At 72.6% G+C, this 22,216-nt stretch carries 20 protein-coding genes, 1 tRNA gene and 1 pseudogene; 16 read left to right on the top strand and 6 right to left on the bottom strand.

The window, feature by feature from the left end; genetic code table 11:
• Together HF519_RS22490 and HF519_RS22485 are read left to right on the top strand one after the other, a co-directional pair.
• Positions 1 to 279: pseudogene (locus tag HF519_RS22490) on the top strand (hypothetical protein); the annotation flags it as partial.
• Entirely contained in the window at positions 276 to 3,521 is a 3,246-nt protein-coding gene (locus HF519_RS22485) for a bifunctional cytochrome P450/NADPH--P450 reductase (protein ID WP_169414978.1), read from the top strand. The pseudogene HF519_RS22490 and the gene HF519_RS22485, both read left to right, overlap by 4 nt.
• 141 nt (positions 3,522 to 3,662) lie before the next feature.
• On the opposite strand, the gene selD is transcribed toward HF519_RS22485, so the two are convergent.
• Complete coding sequence (gene selD, locus HF519_RS22480; RefSeq protein WP_169414977.1) at positions 3,663 to 4,706, bottom strand: selenide, water dikinase SelD; 1,044 nt, start codon at positions 4,704 to 4,706, stop codon at positions 3,663 to 3,665.
• Between selD and HF519_RS33030 the strand changes: the two genes are divergently transcribed.
• The 8 genes from HF519_RS33030 to HF519_RS22440 all read left to right on the top strand — a co-directional run bounded on the left by HF519_RS33030 (position 4,690) and on the right by HF519_RS22440 (position 12,580).
• Positions 4,690 to 5,310 carry an ABC transporter substrate-binding protein gene (locus HF519_RS33030; protein ID WP_211170429.1) on the top strand — a complete coding sequence of 207 codons (621 nt, stop codon included), beginning with the start codon at positions 4,690 to 4,692 and terminating at the stop codon, positions 5,308 to 5,310. The two genes, selD and HF519_RS33030, sit on opposite strands and share 17 nt — an antisense overlap.
• Entirely contained in the window at positions 5,311 to 5,526 is a 216-nt protein-coding gene (locus tag HF519_RS22470; RefSeq protein WP_169414976.1) for a hypothetical protein, read from the top strand.
• 237 nt (positions 5,527 to 5,763) lie between these two features.
• Positions 5,764 to 6,684: a coiled-coil domain-containing protein gene (locus tag HF519_RS22465; RefSeq protein ID WP_169414975.1), complete on the top strand. Its 921-nt coding sequence runs from the start codon at positions 5,764 to 5,766 to the stop codon at positions 6,682 to 6,684.
• A 33-nt stretch (positions 6,685 to 6,717) separates the two neighbouring features.
• Positions 6,718 to 7,962, top strand: a complete 1,245-nt coding sequence (locus HF519_RS22460; protein ID WP_438826431.1) for an IS701 family transposase — start codon at positions 6,718 to 6,720, stop codon at positions 7,960 to 7,962.
• A 165-nt stretch (positions 7,963 to 8,127) separates the two neighbouring features.
• A complete protein-coding gene (gene selA, locus HF519_RS22455) occupies positions 8,128 to 9,516 on the top strand; it encodes an L-seryl-tRNA(Sec) selenium transferase (protein ID WP_169414974.1) in 1,389 nt (462 codons plus the stop codon).
• Positions 9,517 to 9,529: 13 nt separating this feature from the next.
• A complete protein-coding gene (selB, locus tag HF519_RS22450) occupies positions 9,530 to 11,350 on the top strand; it encodes a selenocysteine-specific translation elongation factor (protein WP_169414973.1) in 1,821 nt (606 codons plus the stop codon).
• Positions 11,351 to 11,403: 53 nt separating this feature from the next.
• The gene (locus tag HF519_RS22445) at positions 11,404 to 11,817 is read left to right on the top strand and encodes an STAS domain-containing protein (protein WP_169414972.1); all 414 of its coding nucleotides are present in this window, start codon (positions 11,404 to 11,406) and stop codon (positions 11,815 to 11,817) included.
• Between the two features lie 439 nt (positions 11,818 to 12,256).
• Positions 12,257 to 12,580, top strand: coding sequence for a WhiB family transcriptional regulator (locus tag HF519_RS22440; protein WP_169414971.1), 324 nt, complete (start codon positions 12,257 to 12,259; stop codon positions 12,578 to 12,580).
• 132 nt (positions 12,581 to 12,712) lie between these two features.
• On the opposite strand, the gene HF519_RS22435 is transcribed toward HF519_RS22440, so the two are convergent.
• From HF519_RS22435 to HF519_RS22425, 3 genes are all read right to left on the bottom strand, one after another.
• Positions 12,713 to 13,216, bottom strand: coding sequence for a Dps family protein (locus HF519_RS22435; RefSeq protein ID WP_169414981.1), 504 nt, complete (start codon positions 13,214 to 13,216; stop codon positions 12,713 to 12,715).
• Between the two features lie 196 nt (positions 13,217 to 13,412).
• The gene (locus tag HF519_RS22430; protein ID WP_169414970.1) at positions 13,413 to 13,967 is read right to left on the bottom strand and encodes a hypothetical protein; all 555 of its coding nucleotides are present in this window, start codon (positions 13,965 to 13,967) and stop codon (positions 13,413 to 13,415) included.
• Positions 13,968 to 14,263: 296 nt separating this feature from the next.
• Complete coding sequence (locus HF519_RS22425; protein WP_169414969.1) at positions 14,264 to 16,471, bottom strand: SpoIIE family protein phosphatase; 2,208 nt, start codon at positions 16,469 to 16,471, stop codon at positions 14,264 to 14,266.
• A gap of 161 nt (positions 16,472 to 16,632) precedes the next feature.
• Between HF519_RS22425 and HF519_RS22420 the strand changes: the two genes are divergently transcribed.
• The 4 genes from HF519_RS22420 (at position 16,633) to HF519_RS22405 (ending at position 19,747) form a co-directional block, all read left to right on the top strand.
• Positions 16,633 to 17,088 (top strand): STAS domain-containing protein, encoded by a 456-nt coding sequence (locus HF519_RS22420; protein ID WP_312860283.1) that lies wholly within the window; start codon positions 16,633 to 16,635, stop codon positions 17,086 to 17,088.
• A 69-nt stretch (positions 17,089 to 17,157) separates the two neighbouring features.
• The gene (locus HF519_RS22415; protein ID WP_312860282.1) at positions 17,158 to 17,592 is read left to right on the top strand and encodes an ATP-binding protein; all 435 of its coding nucleotides are present in this window, start codon (positions 17,158 to 17,160) and stop codon (positions 17,590 to 17,592) included.
• Positions 17,589 to 18,368 carry a SigB/SigF/SigG family RNA polymerase sigma factor gene (locus HF519_RS22410; RefSeq protein ID WP_169414967.1) on the top strand — a complete coding sequence of 260 codons (780 nt, stop codon included), beginning with the start codon at positions 17,589 to 17,591 and terminating at the stop codon, positions 18,366 to 18,368. Before HF519_RS22415 ends, HF519_RS22410 begins: the two co-directional genes overlap by 4 nt.
• Positions 18,369 to 18,457: 89 nt before the next feature.
• Positions 18,458 to 19,747 carry an NAD(P)/FAD-dependent oxidoreductase gene (locus tag HF519_RS22405; RefSeq protein WP_169414966.1) on the top strand — a complete coding sequence of 430 codons (1,290 nt, stop codon included), beginning with the start codon at positions 18,458 to 18,460 and terminating at the stop codon, positions 19,745 to 19,747.
• Between the two features lie 15 nt (positions 19,748 to 19,762).
• Here HF519_RS22405 and HF519_RS31690 read toward each other — a convergent pair whose 3' ends face one another.
• The gene (locus HF519_RS31690) at positions 19,763 to 19,984 is read right to left on the bottom strand and encodes a DUF3618 domain-containing protein (RefSeq protein WP_169414965.1); all 222 of its coding nucleotides are present in this window, start codon (positions 19,982 to 19,984) and stop codon (positions 19,763 to 19,765) included.
• A gap of 142 nt (positions 19,985 to 20,126) precedes the next feature.
• On the opposite strand from HF519_RS31690, the gene bcp reads away from it, so the two are divergent.
• Positions 20,127 to 20,594 (top strand): thioredoxin-dependent thiol peroxidase, encoded by a 468-nt coding sequence (bcp, locus tag HF519_RS22395; protein ID WP_169414964.1) that lies wholly within the window; start codon positions 20,127 to 20,129, stop codon positions 20,592 to 20,594.
• Positions 20,595 to 21,138: 544 nt separating this feature from the next.
• A tRNA-Leu gene (locus tag HF519_RS22390) sits at positions 21,139 to 21,211 on the top strand.
• Between the two features lie 48 nt (positions 21,212 to 21,259).
• Here HF519_RS22390 and HF519_RS22385 read toward each other — a convergent pair.
• Positions 21,260 to 21,943: a TVP38/TMEM64 family protein gene (locus tag HF519_RS22385; protein ID WP_169414963.1), complete on the bottom strand. Its 684-nt coding sequence runs from the start codon at positions 21,941 to 21,943 to the stop codon at positions 21,260 to 21,262.
• Positions 21,944 to 22,216: the final 273 nt, after the last annotated feature.

The following is a 22,216-nucleotide window of genomic DNA, read 5'->3' as shown; positions in this document are numbered from 1 at the left end:
CCCCCGCCCGACGTGGCCAGGGCACTGGCCGCCGCCGGCTACGCGATGGTCTTCGTCTACGGCGTCCGAGCGGCCGGGATGTACATGATCACGACCACCGGGTTGGCCCGCGCGGCCGGGGTGCTGCCGCGGTGGGTGGCCGTGCTCAGCTACCTCGCTGCGACGTTCCTGCTGGTCAGTACGACATTCCACCCCGCGATCCTGCTGGTGTTCCCGGCCTGGGTGGCGCTGATGAGCACCGCTCTGCTGATTCACCGACCGAGAGGAGCGACCCCATGAATGCACCCATCGGCATCGATGATCTCCCCGGACCACGGGGGCTGCCACTGCTCGGCAACATCCTCGACATCGACAGCGCCCATCCGATGGAGAGCATGATGAGGATGGCCCGGGAGTACGGGCCGATCTTCAGACTGAGCATCCCGGGCGGCGCGCGCCTGGTCGTCTCCGGCGCCGACCTCGCCGCCGAGGTGTGCGACGACACCCGCTTCGACAAGCTCGTCGGCGGGGGACTGAAGAACCTGCGCAGTGGCCCCATCGGGACCGGGCTGTTCACCGCCGACACGGACGACCCGCTGTGGCACCGGGCCCACAACATCCTGCTCTCGCCGTTCAGTCTGCAGTCGATGCGGGACTACATGCCGATGATGCAGGACATCGCCGGACAGCTGATGGACAAGTGGGAGCGGCTCAACCCGGGCGAGGAGGTCGACGTCCCCGCGGACATGACCCGGCTGACGCTCGACACGATCGCGCTGTGCGGCTTCGGCTACCGGTTCAACTCGTTCTACCGCGACACCCAGCACCCGTTCGTCGCCGCGATGATCCGCAACCTGGAGGAGGCGCAGACCCGGGCTCGCGAGCTCCCCATCCAGACCCGGCTTCGGCTCCGGGCGCAGCGCCAGTCGGAGGAGGACCAGGCGTTCATGGCGGGCGTGGTCGACGACCTCGTCCGGGAGCGCCGCGCCCAGGGCGACGCGGGCGACACCGGCGACCTGCTCGGCCGGATGCTCACCGGCGTGGACAGGCAGTCCGGCGAGCGCCTGCCGGACGAGAACATCCGGGCCCAGTGCGTCACCTTCCTGGTCGCCGGGCACGAGACCACGAGCGGCCTGCTCTCCTTCGCCCTCTACTACCTGATGAAGAACCCCGGCGTCGCCGAGCGGGCCCGGGCCGAGGTCGACGAGGTGCTCGGCGCCACCGCGCGCCCGACCTACGAGCAGGTGCACCGGCTGGCCTACGTCGCCCAGATCCTCGACGAGACCCTGCGGCTCTGGCCGACCGCACCCGGGTTCAACCGCGCCCCGCTGCAGGACACGGTGATCGGCGGGCGGTATGCGATCGGTAAGGGCACCCCGGTGACGGTGCTCAGCCTGATGCTGCACCGCGATCCGAGCGTGTGGGGCCCGGACGCCGAGGAGTTCGATCCCGACCGGATGGCCTTGGAGCGCAAGGCGGCCCTGCCGCCGCACGCGTACAAACCGTTCGGCACCGGCCAGCGGGCCTGCATCGGGCGGCAGTTCGCCCTGCAGGAGGCGGTGCTGGTGCTCGGGATGCTCCTGCAGCGCTTCGAGTTCATCGACCACCTCGACTACCGGTTGAGGACGAAGACCACCCTGACGATCAAGCCGGACGACATGCGGATCCAGGTCCGGCGGCGCCCCGGCCGCCCGATCGACCGTCCGGTCGCCGTGGCCCCGCCCGCCGCGCGGGCCGAGCAGGCGGTGCCCGCGGCAGGACCGGTGCCGACGGCGAACCGGCACGGCACACCGCTGCACGTGTTGTTCGGGTCGAACCTCGGCACCGCCGAGGGGATCGCGACCCGGCTGGCCCGGGAGGGCACCGAGCGCGGGTACGCCGTGACGCTCGGCGCGCTCGACGACCACGTCGACGACCTGCCCGGCGACGGCGCGACCGTGCTGGTGTGCTCGTCCTACAACGGCACGCCGCCGGACAACGCCACCGCGTTCTGCGGTTGGCTGCGCGCGGACGCGACCGGCCCGCAGGCGTGCGAGGGGGTCGGCTACACCGTGTTCGGATGCGGCAACACCGACTGGGGCGCGACCTACCAGGCCGTGCCCACCCTGCTCGACACCGAGCTCGAGGCGCACGGCGGCAGGCGGATCCACCCGCGTGGCGGGGGCAACGCGCAGGGCGACTTCGACGCGCAGTACCGCGCCTGGCACACCGGCCTCTGGGCCGACGTCGCCGCCGCGCTCGACCTGCCCGCGAGCGCCGCCGAACCCGCGGCCACCGGGCCCCGGCTGTCCGTGTCGCTGGTCAACCGGCAGCTGGCCAACCCGGTGATCGTGTCCTACCGGGCGCAACCCGCCCAGATCCGGGTCAACCGCGAGCTGCTGCACGGCAACGGCCTGGACCCGGCCGGCCGGTCCACCCGCCACCTGGAGATCGCGCTGCCGGCCGGCGTCACCTACCGCGCCGGCGACCACCTCGGCGTACTGCCGCGCAACAACATCGACCTGATCGGCCGCGTGATGCGGCGCTTCACGCTCGACGCCGGGCAGTACGCGACGATCATCCCCAACTCCGGGCGTCACACCCATCTGCCGATCGACGAGCCGACCCCGATCCTGGGCGTACTGGGTAGCTGCGTCGAGCTGCAGGACGTCGCCGGCCGCGACGACATCGAGACGCTCGCCACCTACACCGACGATCCCGACACGCGAGCCGCTCTCGAGTCGTTGACCGGGGACGACGAGCAGTCCCGGGCTCGCTACCGGGAACAGGTCTTCGAACCGAACCGGTCGGTCCTGGACCTGCTCGAGCAGTTCCCGGCGTGCGCGGTGCCGTTCGAGGTGTACCTCGACCTGCTGCCGCCACTGCGGCCCCGGTACTACTCGATCTCGTCCTCGCCGATGATCAGCCCGGATGTCTGCAGCATCACGATCGGGGTCCTGCAGGCACCGGCCCGGTCCGGGGTCGGCCACTTCCGGGGGGTCTGCTCCACCCACCTGAGCCTCAGCCCCGACTCCAGCACGGTGTTCGTGTTCGTGCGCGAGCCGACGATCCCGTTCCGGCCGCCCGACAACCCGCACCTTCCGATGGTCATGGTCGGGGCGGGCACCGGACTGGCGCCGTTCCGCGGTTTCCTCCAGGAGCGCGCCGCGCTGCGCGAGCGGGGCGTGCCCGTCGCGAGCTCGTTGCTGTTCTTCGGCTGCCGCACTCCCGAGGCCGACCAGCTCTACGCCGAGGAGCTGCGCGACTTCGAGAAGCAGGGTGTCGTCCGCGTGGAGACCGCGTTCTCCCGGTCGGCGCACGAACCGCGCCGCTACGTCCAGGACGCCCTGCAGGACAGCGGCGACAAGGTCTGGGCACTGCTGCAGCAGGGCGCGGTCGTGCTCGTGTGCGGCAACGCGTCGACCATGGCCCCCGCCGTGCGCGCCGCGTTCACCCGGATCTTCCAGCACAAGACCGGGGCGTCCGCCGCGGATGCGCAGGCCTGGCTCTCCGGCCTGCGCAGCGCCGACCGTTTCCTGGAGGACATCTGGGGCGGCGGCTGAGACGCGCTCGCCGGCACCTGGCACACCGAGCGGCGACGGGTCCGCCGATCATGAACGGCGCTCGCGGGGCATGCCCGGCACATGCCGCTCATGTCCCTGAGCTGCTGATCATCGGCCCGCCCGGTGCGGGCCCTGCCTCGCTCAGTGCAGCGTGATGCGGCCGGTGCCGGTGCGGACCGCGCCGATCACCGCCGCTGGGACGCCCTGGGCGGTCAGCGCGGCCACGGCCGCGGCCGCGCGGTCCGGTGCTGCACCGAACAGGAGCCCGCCGGAGGTCTGGGCGTCGGCGAGCAGCAGCACGTCCAGCTCGCCGAACCCGTTCGCGTCGACCACCGGGGCGGTCCAGTCCCGGTTGCGCCTGCTGCCGCCGGGCACCGTGCCGCGCTCAGCGATCTCCCGGACGCCGGGCAGCATCGGGACCGAGGCCACGTCGATCCCGGCGTCCACTCCCGACGCGGCGGCCATCTTCGACAGGTGGCCGAGCAGCCCGAACCCGGTGACGTCGGTGCAGCCGGTCGCGCCGGCGGCCACCGCGGCGACCGACGCGGCGGCGTTGCTCGCCGTCATCGACGCCACCGCCTCGGCGACGACCGGCTCCGGCGCGGTCCCGGCCTTGATCGCCGTGGTGGCGATCCCGATCCCGAGGCGCTTGGTGAGCACCAGCGCGTCGCCGTCGCGCAGACCGGCGTTGGTGAGGATGCGATCCGGGTGCACCTCTCCGACCACGGCCAGCCCGTACTTCGGTTCGGGATCGTCGACCGAATGCCCGCCGACGACGGCGAAGCCGCAGTCCCGGCCGATGTCCGCGCCACCGGCCAGCACCTCGCCCAGCATCGCCGTCGGCAGTTCCGACGACGGCCAGGCCACCAGGTTCAGCGCGAACAGCGGCCGCCCGCCCATCGCGTAGACGTCGGACACCGCGTTCATCGCCGCGATCCGGCCCCAGGTCCGCGGGTCGTCGACCACAGGGGTCAGGAAGTCGGTGGTGGCCACCAGCGCCCGGTCGGCACCCAACCGCCAGACGGCGGCGTCGTCACCGGTCTCGGTGCCGACCAGGAGGTCCGGATGCTCGGTGGGGGTGAGGGTGCGCAGGACCTGCGCGAGCTCGCCGGGGGCGAGCTTGCACGCTCAACCGGCGCCGTGGCTGAACTGCGTCAGGCGCCGGGTCGTGGGTTCCGCGGACACCACCCGAGCCTACGACGGCCGCGACCGGAGCTGTCCGGGCGCACGGTTGCCGCTGCCGGGGTTCCTCGTCAGCGTCGAGCCGTCGGTGACCTACGCCACAGAAACGCCGGGGGTGCACGTGACAGCAGCGGTCCCGGCGCCGGTCGGAACGATCAACATCGTCGACCCGTCGCCGCTCAACTGGCTCTTCATCACCTGGAACACGATGGAGGAGCCCATCCGGATCGATCAGGACGGCCGCACCGTGTTCGCGCTCGCCGAATCGGCCGAGTGGCCCGACGAGCGGACCCTGGAACTGAGGCTCCGCAAGGGGGTCGCCTTCCAGGACGGCGAGCCGTTCACCGCCCACAACATCAAGCTCAACTTCGACGAGATGCAACGCTGGGCTGCCCCGCACCCGCCGGGCACCTGGCTGAACTTCCCACCGGAGTCGACCGCCGAGGTCGTCGACGACCACACCATCCGATTCCGTTTTCCCGGCCCCGACGGGCTCGCCGTCGGCAAGATGCGCGGGTTCCACATCGCGTCGACCGCGTTCTGGAAGGGCCCGGACGCGCCTGGCTTCGGGTACCAGAAGTTCGGCTCCGGCGAAGGCCACTGGTGAGTGATCGATGAGCCCGGTCCCTGGGGCACCGGGCCGTTCACCCTGGTTCAGGGTGCTTCGTCGATCGTCACCCGCAACGCCATCATGTCGCCGGACCCGTACACCTGCGCCTGGCTGATCGAGTCCGAGGACCGCTCACCGGAGGTGGTCCTCGAGGCGAACCCGGCGGGCGGGGACCAGCCCGGCTTCTCCGGGGCGTCCGGCAACGCCTGCTGACCCGCCGCCACCCAACGCTGATCAAGGGCGGAAGGGGGCCTGATGATCTCCAAGAGCCCCCCTCCGCCCTTGATCGCGGCGGGGCGGGATGGTGGGTGGGCCCGGCGCGGGGTCGCACGGCGCCACGAGGAGGGCCGGGCGCACCGTGAAGCCGCCGATCGCAGCAACCGCCCCGCCCGGCGACGAACCCGGTGACGGATTTTGAGGACCACCCGTCCGGGACGGACGCTACGACACGTGACCGCGAGCCCCCCGCACCTGCCGAGCCCGCCGCCCGTGCCCCGTTTCGACGTCGTCCGCCGTGGATACGACCGCGACCAGGTCGACGCCGAGATCGCCGCGCTGCGCGAGCGCTGCGTCGCGGCCGAGGCCGCCCGCGCCATGGCCGAGCAGCACGCCGTGGCCACCGAGAACGAACTGCGGGCCGCCCGTACCGAGGCCGCTCCGGTGGCCGAGAGCTTCGGCTTCCGGGCCGAGAAGATCCTTCGGCTGGCCGAGCACGAGGCGGCCGACGTCCGGGCGCGGGCGGCCGAGGAGAGCCGGGCCCTGCTGGAGCAGGCCCACGACGAGGTGGGCCGGCTGCACGAGCAGGTGCGCGCCGACCTGGCGGCCCGCGCGGAGGAGCTGGAGCAGGAGGCGGCCCGCCGCGAGAGCCAGTTGCAGGAACGTGAGCAGCAGCTCGCGGAACGACTGGGGGCGGCGGCCGAGGAGGCCGCCCGGATCCGCGACACCGCCCACCAGGAGGCCGAGGCCCTGCTCGCCGAGGCGCGCGGGCGGGCCGGCCGGCTCCACGAACGCGACGAGCGCGAGCTGCAGCGGCTGAGTGCCCTGCGTGACGGCGTACGCAGCGAGCTGGCACGGTTGCATGCGCTCCTGGGCGCCGGTCTGCAGGACCGGACCGAGCCGGCGGACGAGCCCGGCGCGCCGCAGCAACGCCTGGTCATCCCGGTCCCCCGGTCCGGTCCGACGGAGAGCGCGGCGCCGGGTCGCCCGCAGGAGGGGCCGGCGCCGGACCCGGCGGGCGCCGCTGGTCAGGCCGCGCCGGGAACGGTCGAGCCCGGACCTGCCGCCACCCCGCCCGGCGGCATGCCGGTCGCCCGGCCCCGGCCCGCCGCCAACGGGGCCCGCCACTCCGACACCGCCCCGGCGGGCATCTAGTACTCCAGCCGCACTTCGTTAGGTGATCTTCCGATAGGGTTCGATCTTGTGGAGTCGGCGGAGGATCTCGAGGCGTGGGCCGGTGGCCTGGACGGGTTGTTCGGGCTGGTGGCGGGTCGGTTCTTTCGTGCGGAGCCGAGGCGTCGGGCGCGGGCGTATGTGCGTGGGTTGTTGGCGCCGCTGGCGGGCAAGAACGGCTGGACGCTGGCCGAGGTGGCCGGCGACGGGACTCCGGACGGGATGCAGCGGCTGCTCAACGCCGCGAGCTGGGATGCCGACGGGGTCCGCGACGATGTGCGGGACTACGTCGTGGAGTACCTCGGCGAGCCGGGCGGGGTGCTGATCGTCGATGAGACCGGGTTCCTGAAGAAGGGCGTCAAGTCCGCCGGGGTGCAGCGTCAGTACTCGGGTACCGCGGGGCGGGTGGAGAACTGCCAGCTCGGGGTGTTTTTGGCCTACGCCACCGGCAAGGGCCGCACCCTGATCGACCGCGAGCTCTACCTGCCCAAGTCCTGGACCTCGGATCGGGAACGCTGCCGAGAGGCGGCGGTGCCCGACGAGGTCGATTTCGCCACGAAGACCGCCCTGGCCAAGGACATGCTCGGCCGCGCCCTCGATGCCGGAGTTCCGGCGGCCTTTGTAGCGGCGGATGAGGCATACGGGCAGGACTACACGTTCCGCTCCTGGTGCGAGCAGCGCCGGATCGGCTACGTCGTCGCGGTTCCCCGCAATCAGTCCATCCCGTTGTCCCTGGACGCCGACATCTCCCAGATCGGCGGCTCGCGACGGGCGGACGATCTGGTCGCCCGGGCCCCGGAGCAGGCGTGGAAGCGCCGCTCAGCCGGTCCGGGTGTGAAGGGTGAGCGGTTCTACGACTGGGCCGTGGCCTCGCTGTATCCGCCCGAGAACGCCCCGGCCGGGTGGGGCCGCTGGTTGCTGGTGCGTCGCCAGATCCTCACCGACAACCAGGTCGAGGCCGGGGTCGAGCCCGAGTTGGCCTACTACCTGTGCGCCGGACCGCCCGGCACCACCGACGACGACCTCATCCGGGTCGCCGGCACCCGCTGGGCGATCGAGGAATGCTTCCAGACCGCGAAGAACGAGGTCGGACTCGACCAGTACCAGGTCCGCCGCTACGACGCCTGGTACCGGCACATCACCCTCGCCCTACTCGCCCACGCCTACCTCTCCGTCACCGCGGCCATCGCCCCAAAAGACCTGGCAGCGGCCTCATCCCGCTCACCCTCGCCGAGATCCGACGTCTCCTGGCACCTCTGACCCACATCCCCACCCAGACCCTGCAATGGGCCTGGTCAACCTGGCGACGACGACACCAACACCGAGCCCGCCAAGCCCACTACCGCCGACGCGAACGACATACCTAACGAACTGCGGCTGGAGTACTAGGTCGTCGCAGCACGAGCTGCGCCGTAGGGTGCGGTCGTGAGGAAGGCGGGACCCAGCGAGGAGAGCGCCGTGACCGGCCCGGCGACCGATCCGCGGCGACGGGTGCCGCGCACGGACGTCGTGCTGGCCGAGCCGCGCATCGCCGAGGCCGTCGAGCGCCTCGGTCGCGAGCTCGTCAAGCGGGCCGTGGTCGCGGCCCAGCAACGCGCGCGGCGCGGTGAGATCACCCCGGAAGCGGTGCCCGGCGCGGTCCTGGACGCGCTGCCCGCCACCGCGGCCGGCCTGCGTCCGGTCCTGAACGCGACCGGTGTCCTGTTGCACACGAACCTGGGGCGGGCTCCGCTGTCCGCGGCCGCTCGCGAGGCGCTGTCCCTGGCCGCGGGCACCTGCGACGTCGAGCTGGATCTGACCACCGGCGGGCGGGGCCGGCGCGGGCACGGCGCGATCGAGGCGCTGCTCGCCGCCGTGCCCGGCGCCGGGGCCGCCCACCTGGCCAACAACGGCGCCGCCGCGCTCGCGCTCGTCGCCACCGCGCTCGCCGCCGGGCGAGAGATCGTCATCGCCCGCGGTGAGCTGGTCGAGATCGGTGACGGGTTCCGGATCCCCGACCTGCTCACCTCCACCGGTGCCCGACTGCGCGAGGTGGGCACCACCAACCGCGTCCATCCCGCCGACTACGCCGACGCGATCGGGCCGGACACGGCGTTCATCCTCAAGGTGCACCCGTCGAACTTCCTGGTCAGCGGATTCACCCGCGCCGTGGACATCCCCGCCCTGACCGGTCTGGGGGCCCCGGTCGTCGCCGACATCGGTTCCGGACTGCTCGCGCCGCACCCGCTGCTGCCCGGCGAGCCCGATGCGGCGAGCACGCTGGCGGCCGGCGCCACGCTGGTCACGGCGTCGGGTGACAAGCTGCTCGGCGGCCCGCAAGCCGGCTTGCTGCTGGGCGCGCCGGGGGTGGGCGCCGAACTGGTCCAGCGGATCCGCCGACACCCGCTGGCCCGCGCCATGCGGGTCGACAAGCTGACGTTGGCCGCGTTCGAGGCGACCCTGCGCGGCCCGGTCCCGCCCACCCGAACCGCGCTCGACGCCGATCCGGCAGACCTGCGTGCCCGGGCTCGACGACTCGCCGCACTGCTGGCCGGGCACGGCGTCGAGGCCGAGGCGGTCGAGTCCGCGGCCACCGTCGGCGGGGGCGGTGCGCCCGGGGTCACCCTGCCCAGCGCGGCCGTCGCGCTGCCCGAGCGTTACGCCGCGGCGCTGCGTTCGGGCGATCCGGCGGTGCTCGGGCGCCTGGAGCACGGCCGCTGCCTGCTCGACCTGCGGGCGCTGCCCCCGGAGGCCGACGCGACACTGGCCGCCGCCGTCCGCGCCGTCGCGCCCGCGCGCGGCAACAATTGCCAGAACGGCGTCATCCACTCATGAGCGCGGAGCGCATATGCAGGTGATCGCCACCGCCGGCCATGTCGACCACGGCAAGTCCACCCTGGTCCGGGCCCTCACCGGGATGGAGCCGGATCGGTGGGCCGAGGAACGCCGCCGTGGGATGACCATCGACCTGGGGTTCGCCTGGACCACATTGCCGGAGGGCCGCACCGTCGCCTTCGTCGACGTCCCGGGCCACGAGCGGTTCGTCACCACGATGCTGGCCGGGGTCGGCCCGGTGCCGGTGGTGCTGCTGGTCGTCGCCGCGGACGAGGGCTGGATGCCGCAGTCCGCCGAGCATCTCGACGCGCTCGAAGCACTCGGAGTACGCGACGGGCTGCTCGTCATCACCCGCAGTGACCTGCTCGATCCCGAACTGGCCCGGGACGAGGCCCTCGAACACCTGGCGGGCACGGGTCTGCACCGGATCCCAGCGGTCTGCGTGTCCGCGGCCACCGGCGCCGGGATGGACGAGCTGCGCACGGCGCTGGGCGAGCTCGTCGCCGGCCTGCCCACCCCCGACCCGGCCGCCGACGTCCGGCTCTGGGTCGACCGTGCGTTCACCATCCGGGGCGCGGGAACCGTCGCCACCGGAACCCTGGCCGCGGGACGGATCCGCATCGACGACGAACTGGAGCTGGCCTCCGCCGGCGGCCCCGCCCGCCGGGTCACCGTCCGCGGGTTGCAGAGTCTGGGCGCACCCACCGACGAGGTGCGCGGAGTCGCCCGTGTCGCGGTCAACCTGCGCGGCGTGCCCCGGGAGGCGGTGGCCCGGGGCGATCTGCTGCTCACTCCCGGTGCGTGGCTGTCCACCGACCTCATCGACGCCCGCCTGCACGGGGTGCGTGGCGGTGCTCCGGACCCGGCCGATTTGCCCGAGGAGCTGTCTCTGCACGTCGGGTCGGCCGCCGTCGCGGCCCGGGTCCGGCCGCTGGGTCCGGACACCGTCCGGTTGCGGCTGCGCCATCCGCTGCCGCTGCGGATCTCCGACCGTGCGGTGCTGCGCGACCCCGGCCGCCGCCAGGTCGCGGCCGGTCTGACCGTGCTCGACGTCCGCCCACCCGAGCTGCGGCGCCGCGGCGCAGCGGCGCGCCGGGCCGCCGAGCTGGCCGGCATGGACGGCACGGCGGACGCCGCCGGCGAGCTGGCCCGTCGCGGGGTGGCGCGCCGTGCGGAACTGGTCGCGATGGGCGTTCCGGCCCGGGACGTCGACGTGCTGGTGCAATCCGGGTACCCGGCCGCGGCGGGGTGGGTGATCGCCCCCGAGCGGGCCGGTGAGCTGGCCGCGCAGCTCACCGCCGCGGTCGCCGCGCACGACGAGGCCGACCCGCTCGACCCCGGCCTGCCCGTCGAGGCGGCCCGCCGGGCTCTCGGGCTGCCGGAGTCCCGGCTGGTCGAGGCCGTGCTGCGGCACGCGGCGGGTGGGAGCGGAACCGAGCTGGTGCTGCGCGACGGCCGAGTCGCGCGCTCGGCGGCGGCCGGCCTGCCGGCCGCCGTGCAGGACGCCCTCGAGGTGTTGCGCGCCGATCTGCTCCGCGATCCCTTCGCCGCCCCGGAAGCCGGCCGGCTGGCCGAACTGCAGCTCGGGCCCAAGCAGCTCGCATCCCTGGTGCGGACGGGTGAGCTGATGCGCATCGCGGACGGCGTCGTGCTGCTGCCCGGGGCCGACGACCGCGCCGTGGAGGTGCTCGCCGGGCTCGGACCCGAGTTCACCCTGAGCACGGCGCGACAGGCCCTGAACACCACCCGCCGGGTCGCCGTGCCGCTGCTCGAACTGCTCGCACGCACCGGCCGGACGGTCCGCACACCGGACGGCGGACACCGGCTGGTGTGAGGTCGGCGCGATTCGAGTGGCACCGGAGTCCCGGTGGCCTTACGGTGTCGACGATGCCCGACACACGCGAGTCCTCCCCCACCGATCCGTCGTCGATCCGCCGGGGCGGTGACGTGGACGACCAGATCACCGTCACGGTCACGACGCCGGCGCCCGGCCAGGCCGTCATCGAGGTCGGCGGCGAGGTCGACATGCTCACCTCGCCGCAGCTGCGTGGCGTGGTACTGGCGAAGCTCGACGAGGGCGCGGGCATCGAGCTGGTCGTGCTCAGCCTCGACTCCGTCACGTTCCTCGGCACCAGCGGCCTCGCGGTGCTGATCGAGGTCCGGGAGGCGGCGCACAAGGCCGGGGTGGAGCTGCGGCTCGCCTGCACCGGTCGCCGGGTCCTGCGACCGCTGACGATCGCCGGGCTCATCCCGATGTTCGACATCCACGACACGGTCGAGCAGGCCTTGGAGGCCACCTGACCGAAGGGCCAGGTCGTTCAGCCCTTCTCATCGGCATCACTCGGCCCGCAGAAATGTGACATGGAACACTTTCTGCGGGCTTTTTCGTACCCTCATCCGGCCCGAGCCGTCGGGCCCGGGAGCGCCCGGAGCCGGCGCGGCGATCGTCCGGCCCGGCGCCGGACGGGGCATCGACAGCACGCGCAGAATTGCTGACCAGCGACGATGGCGTCGACCACGGCTCGGCGTGGCACGTCGGAGCCCGGGCCTGCCCCCTCCCGGAGAGATCCGGTCCGGCACCCCGCCACCGAGCCCACGCAGGGCCTCACCGCCCTGAGCACATCTTGCGGGCTCACGCCATCCGGGGCGGGTTTGGCGTTCGAAGCGGGCGGGAAGAAGCACCTCAACAGCCCGGCACACGCTGTCGGAGCGAACGGAACGAGAACGAGGTGGGCCCGCGATGAGCGACGTTTCCCGACTCCCTGGACCGATGGATCACGCCTGGCAGTGGCAGCGGCTGGGTTCCTGCCGTGGCATGGACAGCGCCGTGTTCTTCCACCCGGACGGAGAGCGCAACCCCTCCCGCGCACGCCGCACGGCGCAGGCCAAGGAGGTCTGCAGACGCTGCCCCGTGATCGAGCAGTGCCGCGAGTTCGCGCTTCAGACCCGCGAGCCGTTCGGGGTGTGGGGCGGGCTGGCCGAGGCCGAGCGCCGGGTCATCCTGGAGCGCCGCGAGGCCGAGCACCGGGTCGTCGAGCGCGGTGGGATGGCCGCAGCGAGCTGAGATCTTCAGCGCCTCCCGTGGTGTCGGGGGCCACGGGAGGCGCCGGCCATGGCGTGACCATGGAGTGACATCGTCGCGAGCACGGCGAAGGGGCGGTCCGCCACGGACCGCCCCTTCGCCGTGTCGGACGTGTCAGAAGGCGGGCTTGTCCGACTCGTAGCCGGCGTTCTGGGCCTGCCACATCCACCGCGCCTCCTCGAGCTGGCGGACGATCTCGATCATCAGGTCCTGGGTCACCAGGTCGGTCTTCTCGGTCTCCTCGATGCGCGGGCGCACCCGGCGGACCGCGGTGTCGACCGCTTCGAAGATCTGCTTGATGACGTCACGGTCCTTCACCCAGCCGCTCGGGAAGGCGGGGATGCCGCTCTCCTTCGCGACGGTCCCGGTCCGGCCGTCGGGCGAGAACCCGATCGCGGCGGCGCGCTCGGCCACCTCGTCGGTGTACTTGCGGGCGAGGTCCACGAGCTCGTCGAGGTGCAGGTGGACGTCGTGGAACTGGCGGCCGACCAGGTTCCAGTGCGCCTGCTTGGCGACCAGGGAGAGATCGATCAGATCCACCAGCGTCGCCTGCAAAACCGCGCCGGTGATGTCGCGGGCCTGGTCGTCGAGAGTGCTGGGGATGGGTTCGGCCATGATTGCGTCACTCCTCGGGATCGTCGTCGGCGACGGCCGGTCCACACGGGACGGCCACGTGCCTTGCCTGTGTCCGACGCGTACCCCGCGGTTTCGGTGCCGAATCACCACTGCGCGTGAGACCGGCCATATCAGGCAAGGCTGAGCTGCGTCAAGATCGCAGACCTTGCCCGCGCACCGCTGTCTCGGCCGCGGGCGGTCAGGGCGGGTCGGCGACGACCGACAGGGCGAGGCAGCGGTATCGCAGCATGGGCAATCCGTACACCCGCGCGATCCGCTGCGCGGCCCGGACCACGACGGACCTGTTCGGATCTCCGGGAGCCGACGCCGGAGCCAGGCAGTAGACGCCAGGCTCGGGATCGAACCCGACGAGCTCGCTGAGCGCCGCGACCAGGTCGGGCTCCGTGCCGGGACCGAGCGGCGACCGCAGACCGAGGCGGTGCAACCGCAGGTCGGGCAGGTCGAGCCGGGCGACAGCCGACCGCACCTCGTCGACCGGCTCCGCGTGCGCCGGCAGCCACAGCAGTTCATCCGGGTCGTCGCCGGAGGAGACCTCGTCCTCGTCCTCGTCGTCGTAGTCGGGGTAGTCCAGATAGCTGGTCACGGTCCGCTCGGCGCCGACCGGACCGTCCTCGCACGCCGTGAGCAAGTCGACCTGGCCGGCCCCCCGCACCAGCCGAGCCAGATCGGATTCGGGCCGCAGGAGCTCCATGGGGCTCACCGCGATCGCGACCAGCCGGGTGGGCACCGGCACGTGGGAACCTTCGGTTGTACGAGGAACGAAAGGTCCGGACACCCCGATCTCCGGAACCGCGACCATATGTCGTCCCCCTTGACGCCGACTGTCGCTCTGTCGCTGCAGCGGCTTAGACGTGACACGACCTAACCGGGTCACGCCCGTGCAGTCCAGCTGACGGAGCGCGATACGACGAACGGCCGCTCATGATCCGTGAGCGGGCGGCTTGATCAGATCGCCGGTTACCCCGTTCGAGGTAGCCGGTGCCCCGGTACCCGCGCGACACCGGGCGCCGGGAGCGAGCCGGGCGGCCGTCAGTCGACGAGACGCACTGCGAGCAGCGCGACGTCGTCCCGCAACGGGCTGGGAATGCACGCGGTGAGCATCTGTTCCACCACCGTCTCGGCGTCCGAGTCGGGCGGCAGCCCGGCCAGCGTGCGCTCCAGCAGGTCGGTCCGCTCGTCGGCGTCCTCGCCGGCGACGTCGGTCAGCCCGTCGGTGTACAGCAGCAGCAGCGAGCCCGGCGGAGCACTGAGCCCAGCCTCGGTGCGTCCCGGCCCGGCGACCCGGCCCAGCGTGGGGACGGCGCCGATCATCGGCGAGCGGTGCTCGTCGAGCCGGATCAGCTCGCCGGAACGGGTCAGCAGCAGCGGGCTCGGGTGCCCGGCGTTGGCGTAGCGCATCAGCCGGTTCCCCGCGGCGTCCGGCGGCTCGATCCGGGCATAGACCGCCGTGGCCATCGCAGCCATCTCGAGGCCCTGCACGAGCTGATCGCAGCGGTCCAGCACGGAACCGGGCCGACCGCCGTCCCAGGCGTAGGAGCGCAGCACACCACGCAACTGGCCCATCGCGGCGGCGGCGGCGAGATCGTGGCCGACGACGTCGCCCACGGCGATACCCACCGCCCCGTCGGGCAGCGGCAGCACGTCGTACCAGTCTCCGCCGACCTGGTTGCCGTCCGCGCCGACGAGGTACCGGGCCGCGACCTGCAGGCCGGTGACCTCCGGGACCTCGGGCAGCAGGCTGCGCTGCAGGGTCGCCGCGGCGGCGTGCTCCACCTCGTACAGCCGCGCGTTGTCGACCGTCAGGCCGGCGCGGCCGGCCAGATCGGTGGCCAGGTGCAGGTCACGCGAGCCGTAACGGCGGCCGTACGGGTGCTGGGTGAGCAGGGTCAGCGTGCCGAGCACCCGGCCGCGGGCCCGCACCGGGACCACCATCGCCGAGCGCAACCGCAACTCGTCGTAGGCGCTCGCCGCCATCGCGTCACCGGGATGCCGGTCCACCCCGCGTTCGGGCAGCTCGGAGAACAGCACCGGCTGGTCCCCCGCCGGCGTGTCGCCGGTGCCGCCCGACCCGATCCGGTGGTCGCGTACCAGGCTGAACTCCTGCAGCCGGCCCTCGTCGTCGGGGTCTCGGGCCGCGACCGCGACCCGCTGCGGCGTACCTGAGCCGGGACGGTCGAGCAGATCCACCGCGCACAGGTCAGCCAACTGCGGCACGACGATGCGGGCGAGCCGCGCGCACGCGTCGGCGACGTCGAGCGCCTCGGTCATCTGGGTCGTCGCCTCGGCGAGCAGCCGCAGCTGGCTGCGGGCCTCCTCGGCGTCGGCCAGCGCCGCGCGGCGTTCCTGTTCGACGAGCACCCGCTCGGTGACGTCGTTCTGCACACCGACGAAGTTCACGATCTCGCCCGCGCCGTCCATCACGGGCGAGATCGACACCTGGTTCCAGAACGCGGTGCCGTCCCGGCGGTAGTTCAGCAGCACCTCGGTGATCGGCTCCTGCGCCCGCAGCGCCGCGACGATGCGTGCCACCGCACCACGGTCGGTGTTCGGGCCCTGCAGGAACCGGCAGTTCCGCCCGACCACCTCGTCGAGGTCGTAGCCCGTCAGCCGGGTGAACGACGGGTTGACCCAGATCAGCGGATCGTCCGGTTGGCGGGGGTCGGTGATGGTGAACGACATGTCGGTCGCCACCACGGCACGATCGCGCAGCACCTCGAGCCGCCGCCGGTCGCCGTGCTCGGTCCCGGACAACTGCAGGAACACCACGAGCGCGCGGGACCGCAGCGGCCCCGGAACAGCGGCACCGTCGGACGCGTCCGTCAGGTTGAACCCGGTCACCCACAGCAGCCGGCCCTCGCTCGCCTCGCGCTGCTCGGTGGTCGCGGTGGACCCACGGCGGGCCGCGTCGTGCACCGCCACCGGCTCACCGGCGACCGGAATCCCGGCCGCGACCAGCGAGAGCGGCGAACTCGTCTCCCTCATCCGCCTGCCACCGAGGTCCGTCAGCCCCGCCGCGTCGCTCCAGTCGTCGATGTCGACGGGCAGCCGGACCCGGTCACCGGTCAGCTCCGTGGCCGTGCCGTTGGCGTAGACCACCTGCCGCAGATCGCGATCGATCATCAGGACCGCCGCCGGGGCGCCGTGCAGTACCTGTGGCAGGTCGGCGGGGGTGGCAGACACCTCGGCACCGGAGATCGCGCCGGCGATCACGCCGGTTCCCGGATCGGAACTCACCACCCGTCCAGCCTAGTCGGGCCTGGGGTGCCCCACCCCCGACGTTCGGAGGGGCCGGCGGGCCGGGTCACCGCAGAACGCGGCCACGGGGATAAGGTCAGAGGCACGCGGTTGAGACACCAGCCGCATCGACCCAGGCGGCGCCCACCGTCGCCGATCATGCCGTGCCCGGCGCGCCCCCGTGTCCACCAGGTTCGTTGCTGGAGGTGACAACGCTGCTCGACCCTGCCCCGCCGCGAGACCCGTCCGGCCGAGCCGGACGAGACCTCGAGACGCGACTGCTCCGACCCCGGGGCGGCGTCGTCGTGCTGGCCGTTGGCGGAGAGGTGGACACCCTCACCGCTCCGCAGCTCGCCGACGACCTCACCCAACTGCTGGACGACGATGCCGCCGGCACCGCCGTGGTCGACCTGACCCACGTGTCGTTCCTCGCCTCGAGCGGCCTGGCGGTGCTCATCCGAGCCGCCCACCGGGCGACGGATCAGGGCCGTCCGCTGCACCTCGTGGCCACGGCTCGCGCGGTCACCCGGCCGCTCGAGGTCACCGGATCCGACCAGCTGTTCGAGATGCACACGACGGTGGACGACGTCCTCGGCGAACCCGGCCGGCCGTCGAATTGATCCGCCCTCGATCAGGTAGCAAGATGGGTGACCAGACCGGGGTGACCCGACGGAAGGAGAAGCGTCCGCGTGTCCGATAAGGACTCTGCCGGCTCGGCGACCACGGTGGGCGGCTCGTCCATCGTGGAGGTCCGGACGACGGCCCGTGCCTCGTTCATTCCGACCATCCGCGCCGTCGCCTCCGACCTCGCCGCACGCGCCGACTTCGACCTCGACGCCATCTCCGACCTCCGGATGGCGGTCGACGAGGCGTGCGCGACGCTCGTCGACGTCGCCGCGCCCGGCTCCCATCTGCGGTGCACCTTCCAGGTGCTGCCCGAACGCATCCAGGTGCACGCGGAGGTGGAGGCCACCGCGGGCACCACCGTGTCCACCGACACCTTCGGCTGGCGGGTCCTGCAGACCCTGGCCGACGAGGTCGCGGTCCAGCACTTACCCGGCGCGGACGGCCATGCCACCGTCGGAATCGTGCTCGACAAGCGCGCCGGCGTCCCGACCCGGTGACCGGAACGGATCCCGAGTACGGCCATCTCGTCCCGCTGCTCGAGGAGTATTCGGCCCTCCCGGCGGACGACCCCCGCCGCGAGGCGCTGCGCGACCAGCTGGTGACGGGCTACCTGCCGATCGCTCAGCACATCGCGCGCCGGTTCGCGCACCGTGGGGAGCCCCTGGACGACCTGGTGCAGGTGGCCACCGTCGGGCTGATCAATGCCGTCGACCGGTTCTCCCCGGAGAAGGGCAGCGACTTCTTCTCCTTCGCCGTGCCGACCATCAGCGGCGAGGTGCGCCGGCACTTCCGCGATCAGGGCTGGTCGATGCGGGTGCCGCGGCGACTCAAGGACATGCACGTCTCGATCAACGGCGTGGTGTCGGAGCTGTCGCAGCGCCTCGGCCGCGCGCCGCGGCCCAGCGAGATCGCCGAGCAGCTCGGAGTGCCGGTCGCCGACGTCCTGGAAGGCCTGGAGGCCGCCGAGGCGTACCGCAGCTCCTCGCTGGACGAGATGCTCTCCTCCGAACAGGGCAGCGCGACCGTCGGCGAGCTCGTCGGCGCGGCCGACGCCGAGCTCGATCGGGTGGACTACCGGCAGGCGCTGCGTCCCGTGCTGGCCGAGCTCGCTCCGCGCGAGCGGACGATCGTGATGCTGCGCTTCTTCGGCAACATGACCCAGACCCAGATCGCCGACCAGGTGGGCATCTCCCAGATGCACGTCTCCCGGCTGCTCGCCCAGACCCTGGACCGACTGCGCAACCGGCTCGACCCGGAGACCCGGACGGGCTGAGCGAACACCGTCGGGTCGCCGGGCGCGGTCCGTGATCGGGCCCGCCGAGCGGGGTGCCTGCGAGTGTGCCGAGTCGGACATCGGTCAAGATGGGCCGGAACTCGGGCGCGGGCCCGACGGGAAAGGGGTTCGACGGCGTGCTCTCGCGGGAGAACGGCTCGGTGAACGGCCAGCCGCAGCATGTGCTGATCATCGGCGCCGGTCTGGGCGGGTTGCGGACCGCCGAGCAACTGCGCGCCGCCGGCTTCGAGGGCCGGATCAGCCTCGTCGGCGAGGAGCCGCACCCGCCCTACGATCGGCCGCCGTTGTCCAAGCAGCTGCTGGCCGGCGACTGGGAGCCCGAGCGCATCGTGCTCCGGGGCCGCGAGGGCCTCGACGAGCTCGCCGTACGTACGTACCTCGGAACGCGCGCGGTGGCGCTGCGCCCCGGCGAGGTCGAGCTGTCCGACGGGTCCACGCTGCACGCCGACGCCATCGTGATCGCCACCGGGGTCGTCGCACGCCGGCTCCCCGGCCAGCCGGACCATCTGCACACGCTGCGTTCGGTCGAGGACGCCCTGGCCCTGCGCGAGGCGCTGGAGAAGGCCGGGTCGCTGCTGGTCGTCGGGGGCGGGTTCATCGGGGCCGAGGTGGCGAGCACCGCGAAGAGCCGCGGGCTGCACGTCACCGTGATCGAAGCGCTACCGGTGCCCTTCACCCGGATACTGGGTGACGAGGTCGGCGCCCTGTGCGGGCGGCTGATCACCGAGGGCGGGGTCACACTGCGGACCGGGGCCCGGCTGGCCCGCTTCCTCGACGCCGACGATCCCGGCGCGGTCGCCGTCGAGCTGGTGGACGGCACCCGGATCGACGCCGACGTCGCGATCGTGGGCGTCGGCGGGCAGCCGCGGCTCGGCTGGCTGGCCGACACGGGCCTCGACCTGAGCAACGGGCTGGTGTGCGACGACAGTGGGCGGGTCCGCGGGCTCGAGGGCGTGTGGGCGGTCGGCGACATCGCCGCCTGGGACGACGCCGAGCACGGCGGGCCGCGCCGCACCGAGCACTGGACGAACGCGACCGACCAGGCGGCGGTCGTGGCCTGCGCGATCGCCGGGGCCGAGCCGCCGCCGCCCACCGTGCCGTACTTCTGGTCCGACCAGTTCGGGCTGAAGATCCAGCTGATCGGGCGCCCCGAACTGGCGGACTCGACGCTGGCGCTGCACGGGTCGGGCCTGAGCGGCGGCGCCGTCAAGGGCACCGTCGTCGGCTACCTCGCGGGCGACCGGCTCGTCGCCGTCGTCGGCTTCGGCGCCGCCCGGCTCGTCGCCCGCTACCGCGCACTCGTCGCGAACGGGGCGAACCGCGCCGAGGCGCTCAGCACCGCCGAGTCGCTGGGCTGACCGCAGCCCGGCGGATCAGCGGAAGAGCTTGCGGAGCAGCCCGAATGCGATCAGCGCGCCCAGGCCGATCAGGGCGTACCGGATCCGCGGGTCGTCCAGCTTGGCCTGGACCTGCTGCCTGCCGCTCTCGACCAGGTGCTTGGGGTGGGCCCGGTCGGTCAGGGCGTCCAGGCTCTCGGCGAGCGCGTCCCTGGTCCGTTCGATCTCACGCTGGATGGTCTCGGGGTCACGCGCCACGACTTCTCCTCGGTGCCGGTCGGTGTACCTGCGCTCACTGGGTCGTGCCACACCGTAGATCACTCCGGACCGGGGCGTCCGGTCAGCCGCGCGGTCGGGTGGCCGGTGCGCCGTCCCCGGTGCGAACTGGGACGATCGCGGGATGAGCGACCGACTCTCGGCGGGCGACCCCGCGCCCGACTTCACCCTCCCCGACGCCGACGGCAAGCCGGTCTCGCTGGCCGACTACCGGGGCCGCAAAGTGATCGTCTACTTCTACCCGGCCGCGAGCACCCCCGGCTGCACGAAGCAGGCCTGCGACTTCCGCGACAACCTCGCCGAGCTCGGCCAGGCCGGCATCGACGTCCTCGGCATCTCCCCCGACAAGCCGGCCAAGCTCGCGAAGTTCCGCGACGCCGAGGGCCTGACGTTCCCGTTGCTGTCCGACCCGGACAAGGAGGTGCTCACGGCGTGGGGCGCCTTCGGCGAGAAGCAGATGTACGGCAAGACGGTCACCGGCGTGATCCGGTCGACCTTCCTCGTCGACGCCGAAGGAAAGGTCGCGGAGGCCCAGTACAACGTGCGGGCCACCGGGCACGTGGCGAAGCTGCGGCGGGATCTCAAGGTCTGAACGCCGTGGACAGCCTGATCGTGTCGAACACACGTTCGACATGATCAGGGCATGCCCCGCGCCCGGAGCTGGACGACGAGCAACTCGTGGCCGCCGTCGGGGCCGACTCCGATCTCGCGGAAGCGGTCCGACCGAGCCATTCGATCTCCGAGGCGAGCCGTCGCCCGGGCTACCCACCGAACGGCGGCGTAGACCGGATGATCGTCGGCTACATCCGGACACGCGACCCGGACACATCGCACTTCACCAGGACCCGCTGAATGAGCGAGCGCACCGCCACGCCGACATCGATCGCACTGAAACAGATTCTCGTCGCCAACTCGACATATCGGATCGCTTCGGCATCACGGCAAGGACCCATCACCGCAGTCCTGGTGAAGCCGGAGTGCGCCGAATGCGGCCTCCGCGAGTGGCGCGGGAGCCCACTACCCTTGCACCTCGACCACATCACGGAGACCACACGGACAACCGGTTGGAGAACCTCCGTATTCTGTGCCCGAACTGCCACTCGATCACGAAGACGTGGTGTGGACGTAATCGCCGAGCCGGCGTAGCCCAACGGCAGAGGCCCGGGTCCTAGGAACCCGTCAGTGTGGGTTCGAATCCCACCGCCGGCACTCCGACCAGGATCTCGTTCCCGGTCAGCGTTACCCGAACAGCGACACTCAGCGTGCCCCCGACTCCGGCTCGACGTCCCCCGCCGCGCTCTCCGGCACCGGCCGCCGGGCTGCCGCCACGACTCCGGTCAGCCCGATGAGCCCGCACACCGCCGAGACGGCGATCAGCGCCGGTGAGGGCTGCCCCGTCACGGCGTCGCCGAGGACGACGATGGCGACCGTGCCCGGGAGGATCCCGACCACCGTGCCCACGACGTAGGGCACGAACCGCACCGCGGACAGCCCGGCCAGGTAGTTCAGCACGGAGAACGGCACCATCGGCACGAGCCGCAGGGAGGCGACGGCGAGCGTCCCGTGGTGGTCGAGGCGCCGCCGTACCCACTCGACCACCCCGCCGCGGGCGTACCGTTCGACCAGGCGCCCGCCGGTCACCCGGACCAGCCAGAACGCGAGCAGCGCGGCCAGCACCGTGGCCAGCAGGGTCAGTACGAGGCCGACTGCGGACCCGAACAACAATCCGGCCGACAGGGTGAACACGGTGCGCGGGACCGGAGCGATGGTCATGGACGCCTGCAGCGCGACGAACAATGCCGGCGCCCAGAGACCGGCGCCGGCCATGGTGGCCTGCAGGTCCCCGACGCCGGGGACACCGTGCGTCCGCCCGACGAGCACCACCACGCCCAGCAGGAGCACCGTACCGATACCGGCGATCACCGGGCGCCACCACGTCACGCACCGACGGTACCGGCGCCGCAGTACGGCTCCGGTGTCGCCAGGAACTCGGCCGGCACGGGTTCCTGACAGGGCGATGACGTCCCGTCATCGGCTGCGAAGGTCAGTCCCGGGTGGTGACCACTGCTGGCCGGTCGAACGATGGCGGCGCCGGGCGGTGCCGGAGGTCAGGAGCCAGGGTCGGTGGCCGGAGGCAGGGGCCGGGGACCAGAGACCGGGACCGGCGGTCACAGGCCGGAGACCGGGGCCGGGGCCGGAGTCGGGGGCCCGGGG

Source organism: Pseudonocardia bannensis (assembly GCF_012911875.1).
GTDB lineage: Bacteria > Actinomycetota > Actinomycetes > Mycobacteriales > Pseudonocardiaceae > Pseudonocardia > Pseudonocardia bannensis.
The sequence above is the reverse complement of the archived record's forward strand: the minus strand, read 5'-3'. Positions and strand labels throughout refer to the sequence as shown.

Coding starts and splice junctions, on each gene's coding strand:
- HF519_RS22485 (WP_169414978.1), top strand. CDS start 276: ATGAATGCACCCATCGGCATCGATGATCTCCCCGGACCACGGGGGCTG.
- selB (WP_169414973.1), top strand. CDS start 9,530: ATGCAGGTGATCGCCACCGCCGGCCATGTCGACCACGGCAAGTCCACC.
- HF519_RS22445 (WP_169414972.1), top strand. CDS start 11,404: ATGCCCGACACACGCGAGTCCTCCCCCACCGATCCGTCGTCGATCCGC.
- HF519_RS22440 (WP_169414971.1), top strand. CDS start 12,257: ATGAGCGACGTTTCCCGACTCCCTGGACCGATGGATCACGCCTGGCAG.
- HF519_RS22405 (WP_169414966.1), top strand. CDS start 18,458: ATGGGCCGGAACTCGGGCGCGGGCCCGACGGGAAAGGGGTTCGACGGC.
- bcp (WP_169414964.1), top strand. CDS start 20,127: ATGAGCGACCGACTCTCGGCGGGCGACCCCGCGCCCGACTTCACCCTC.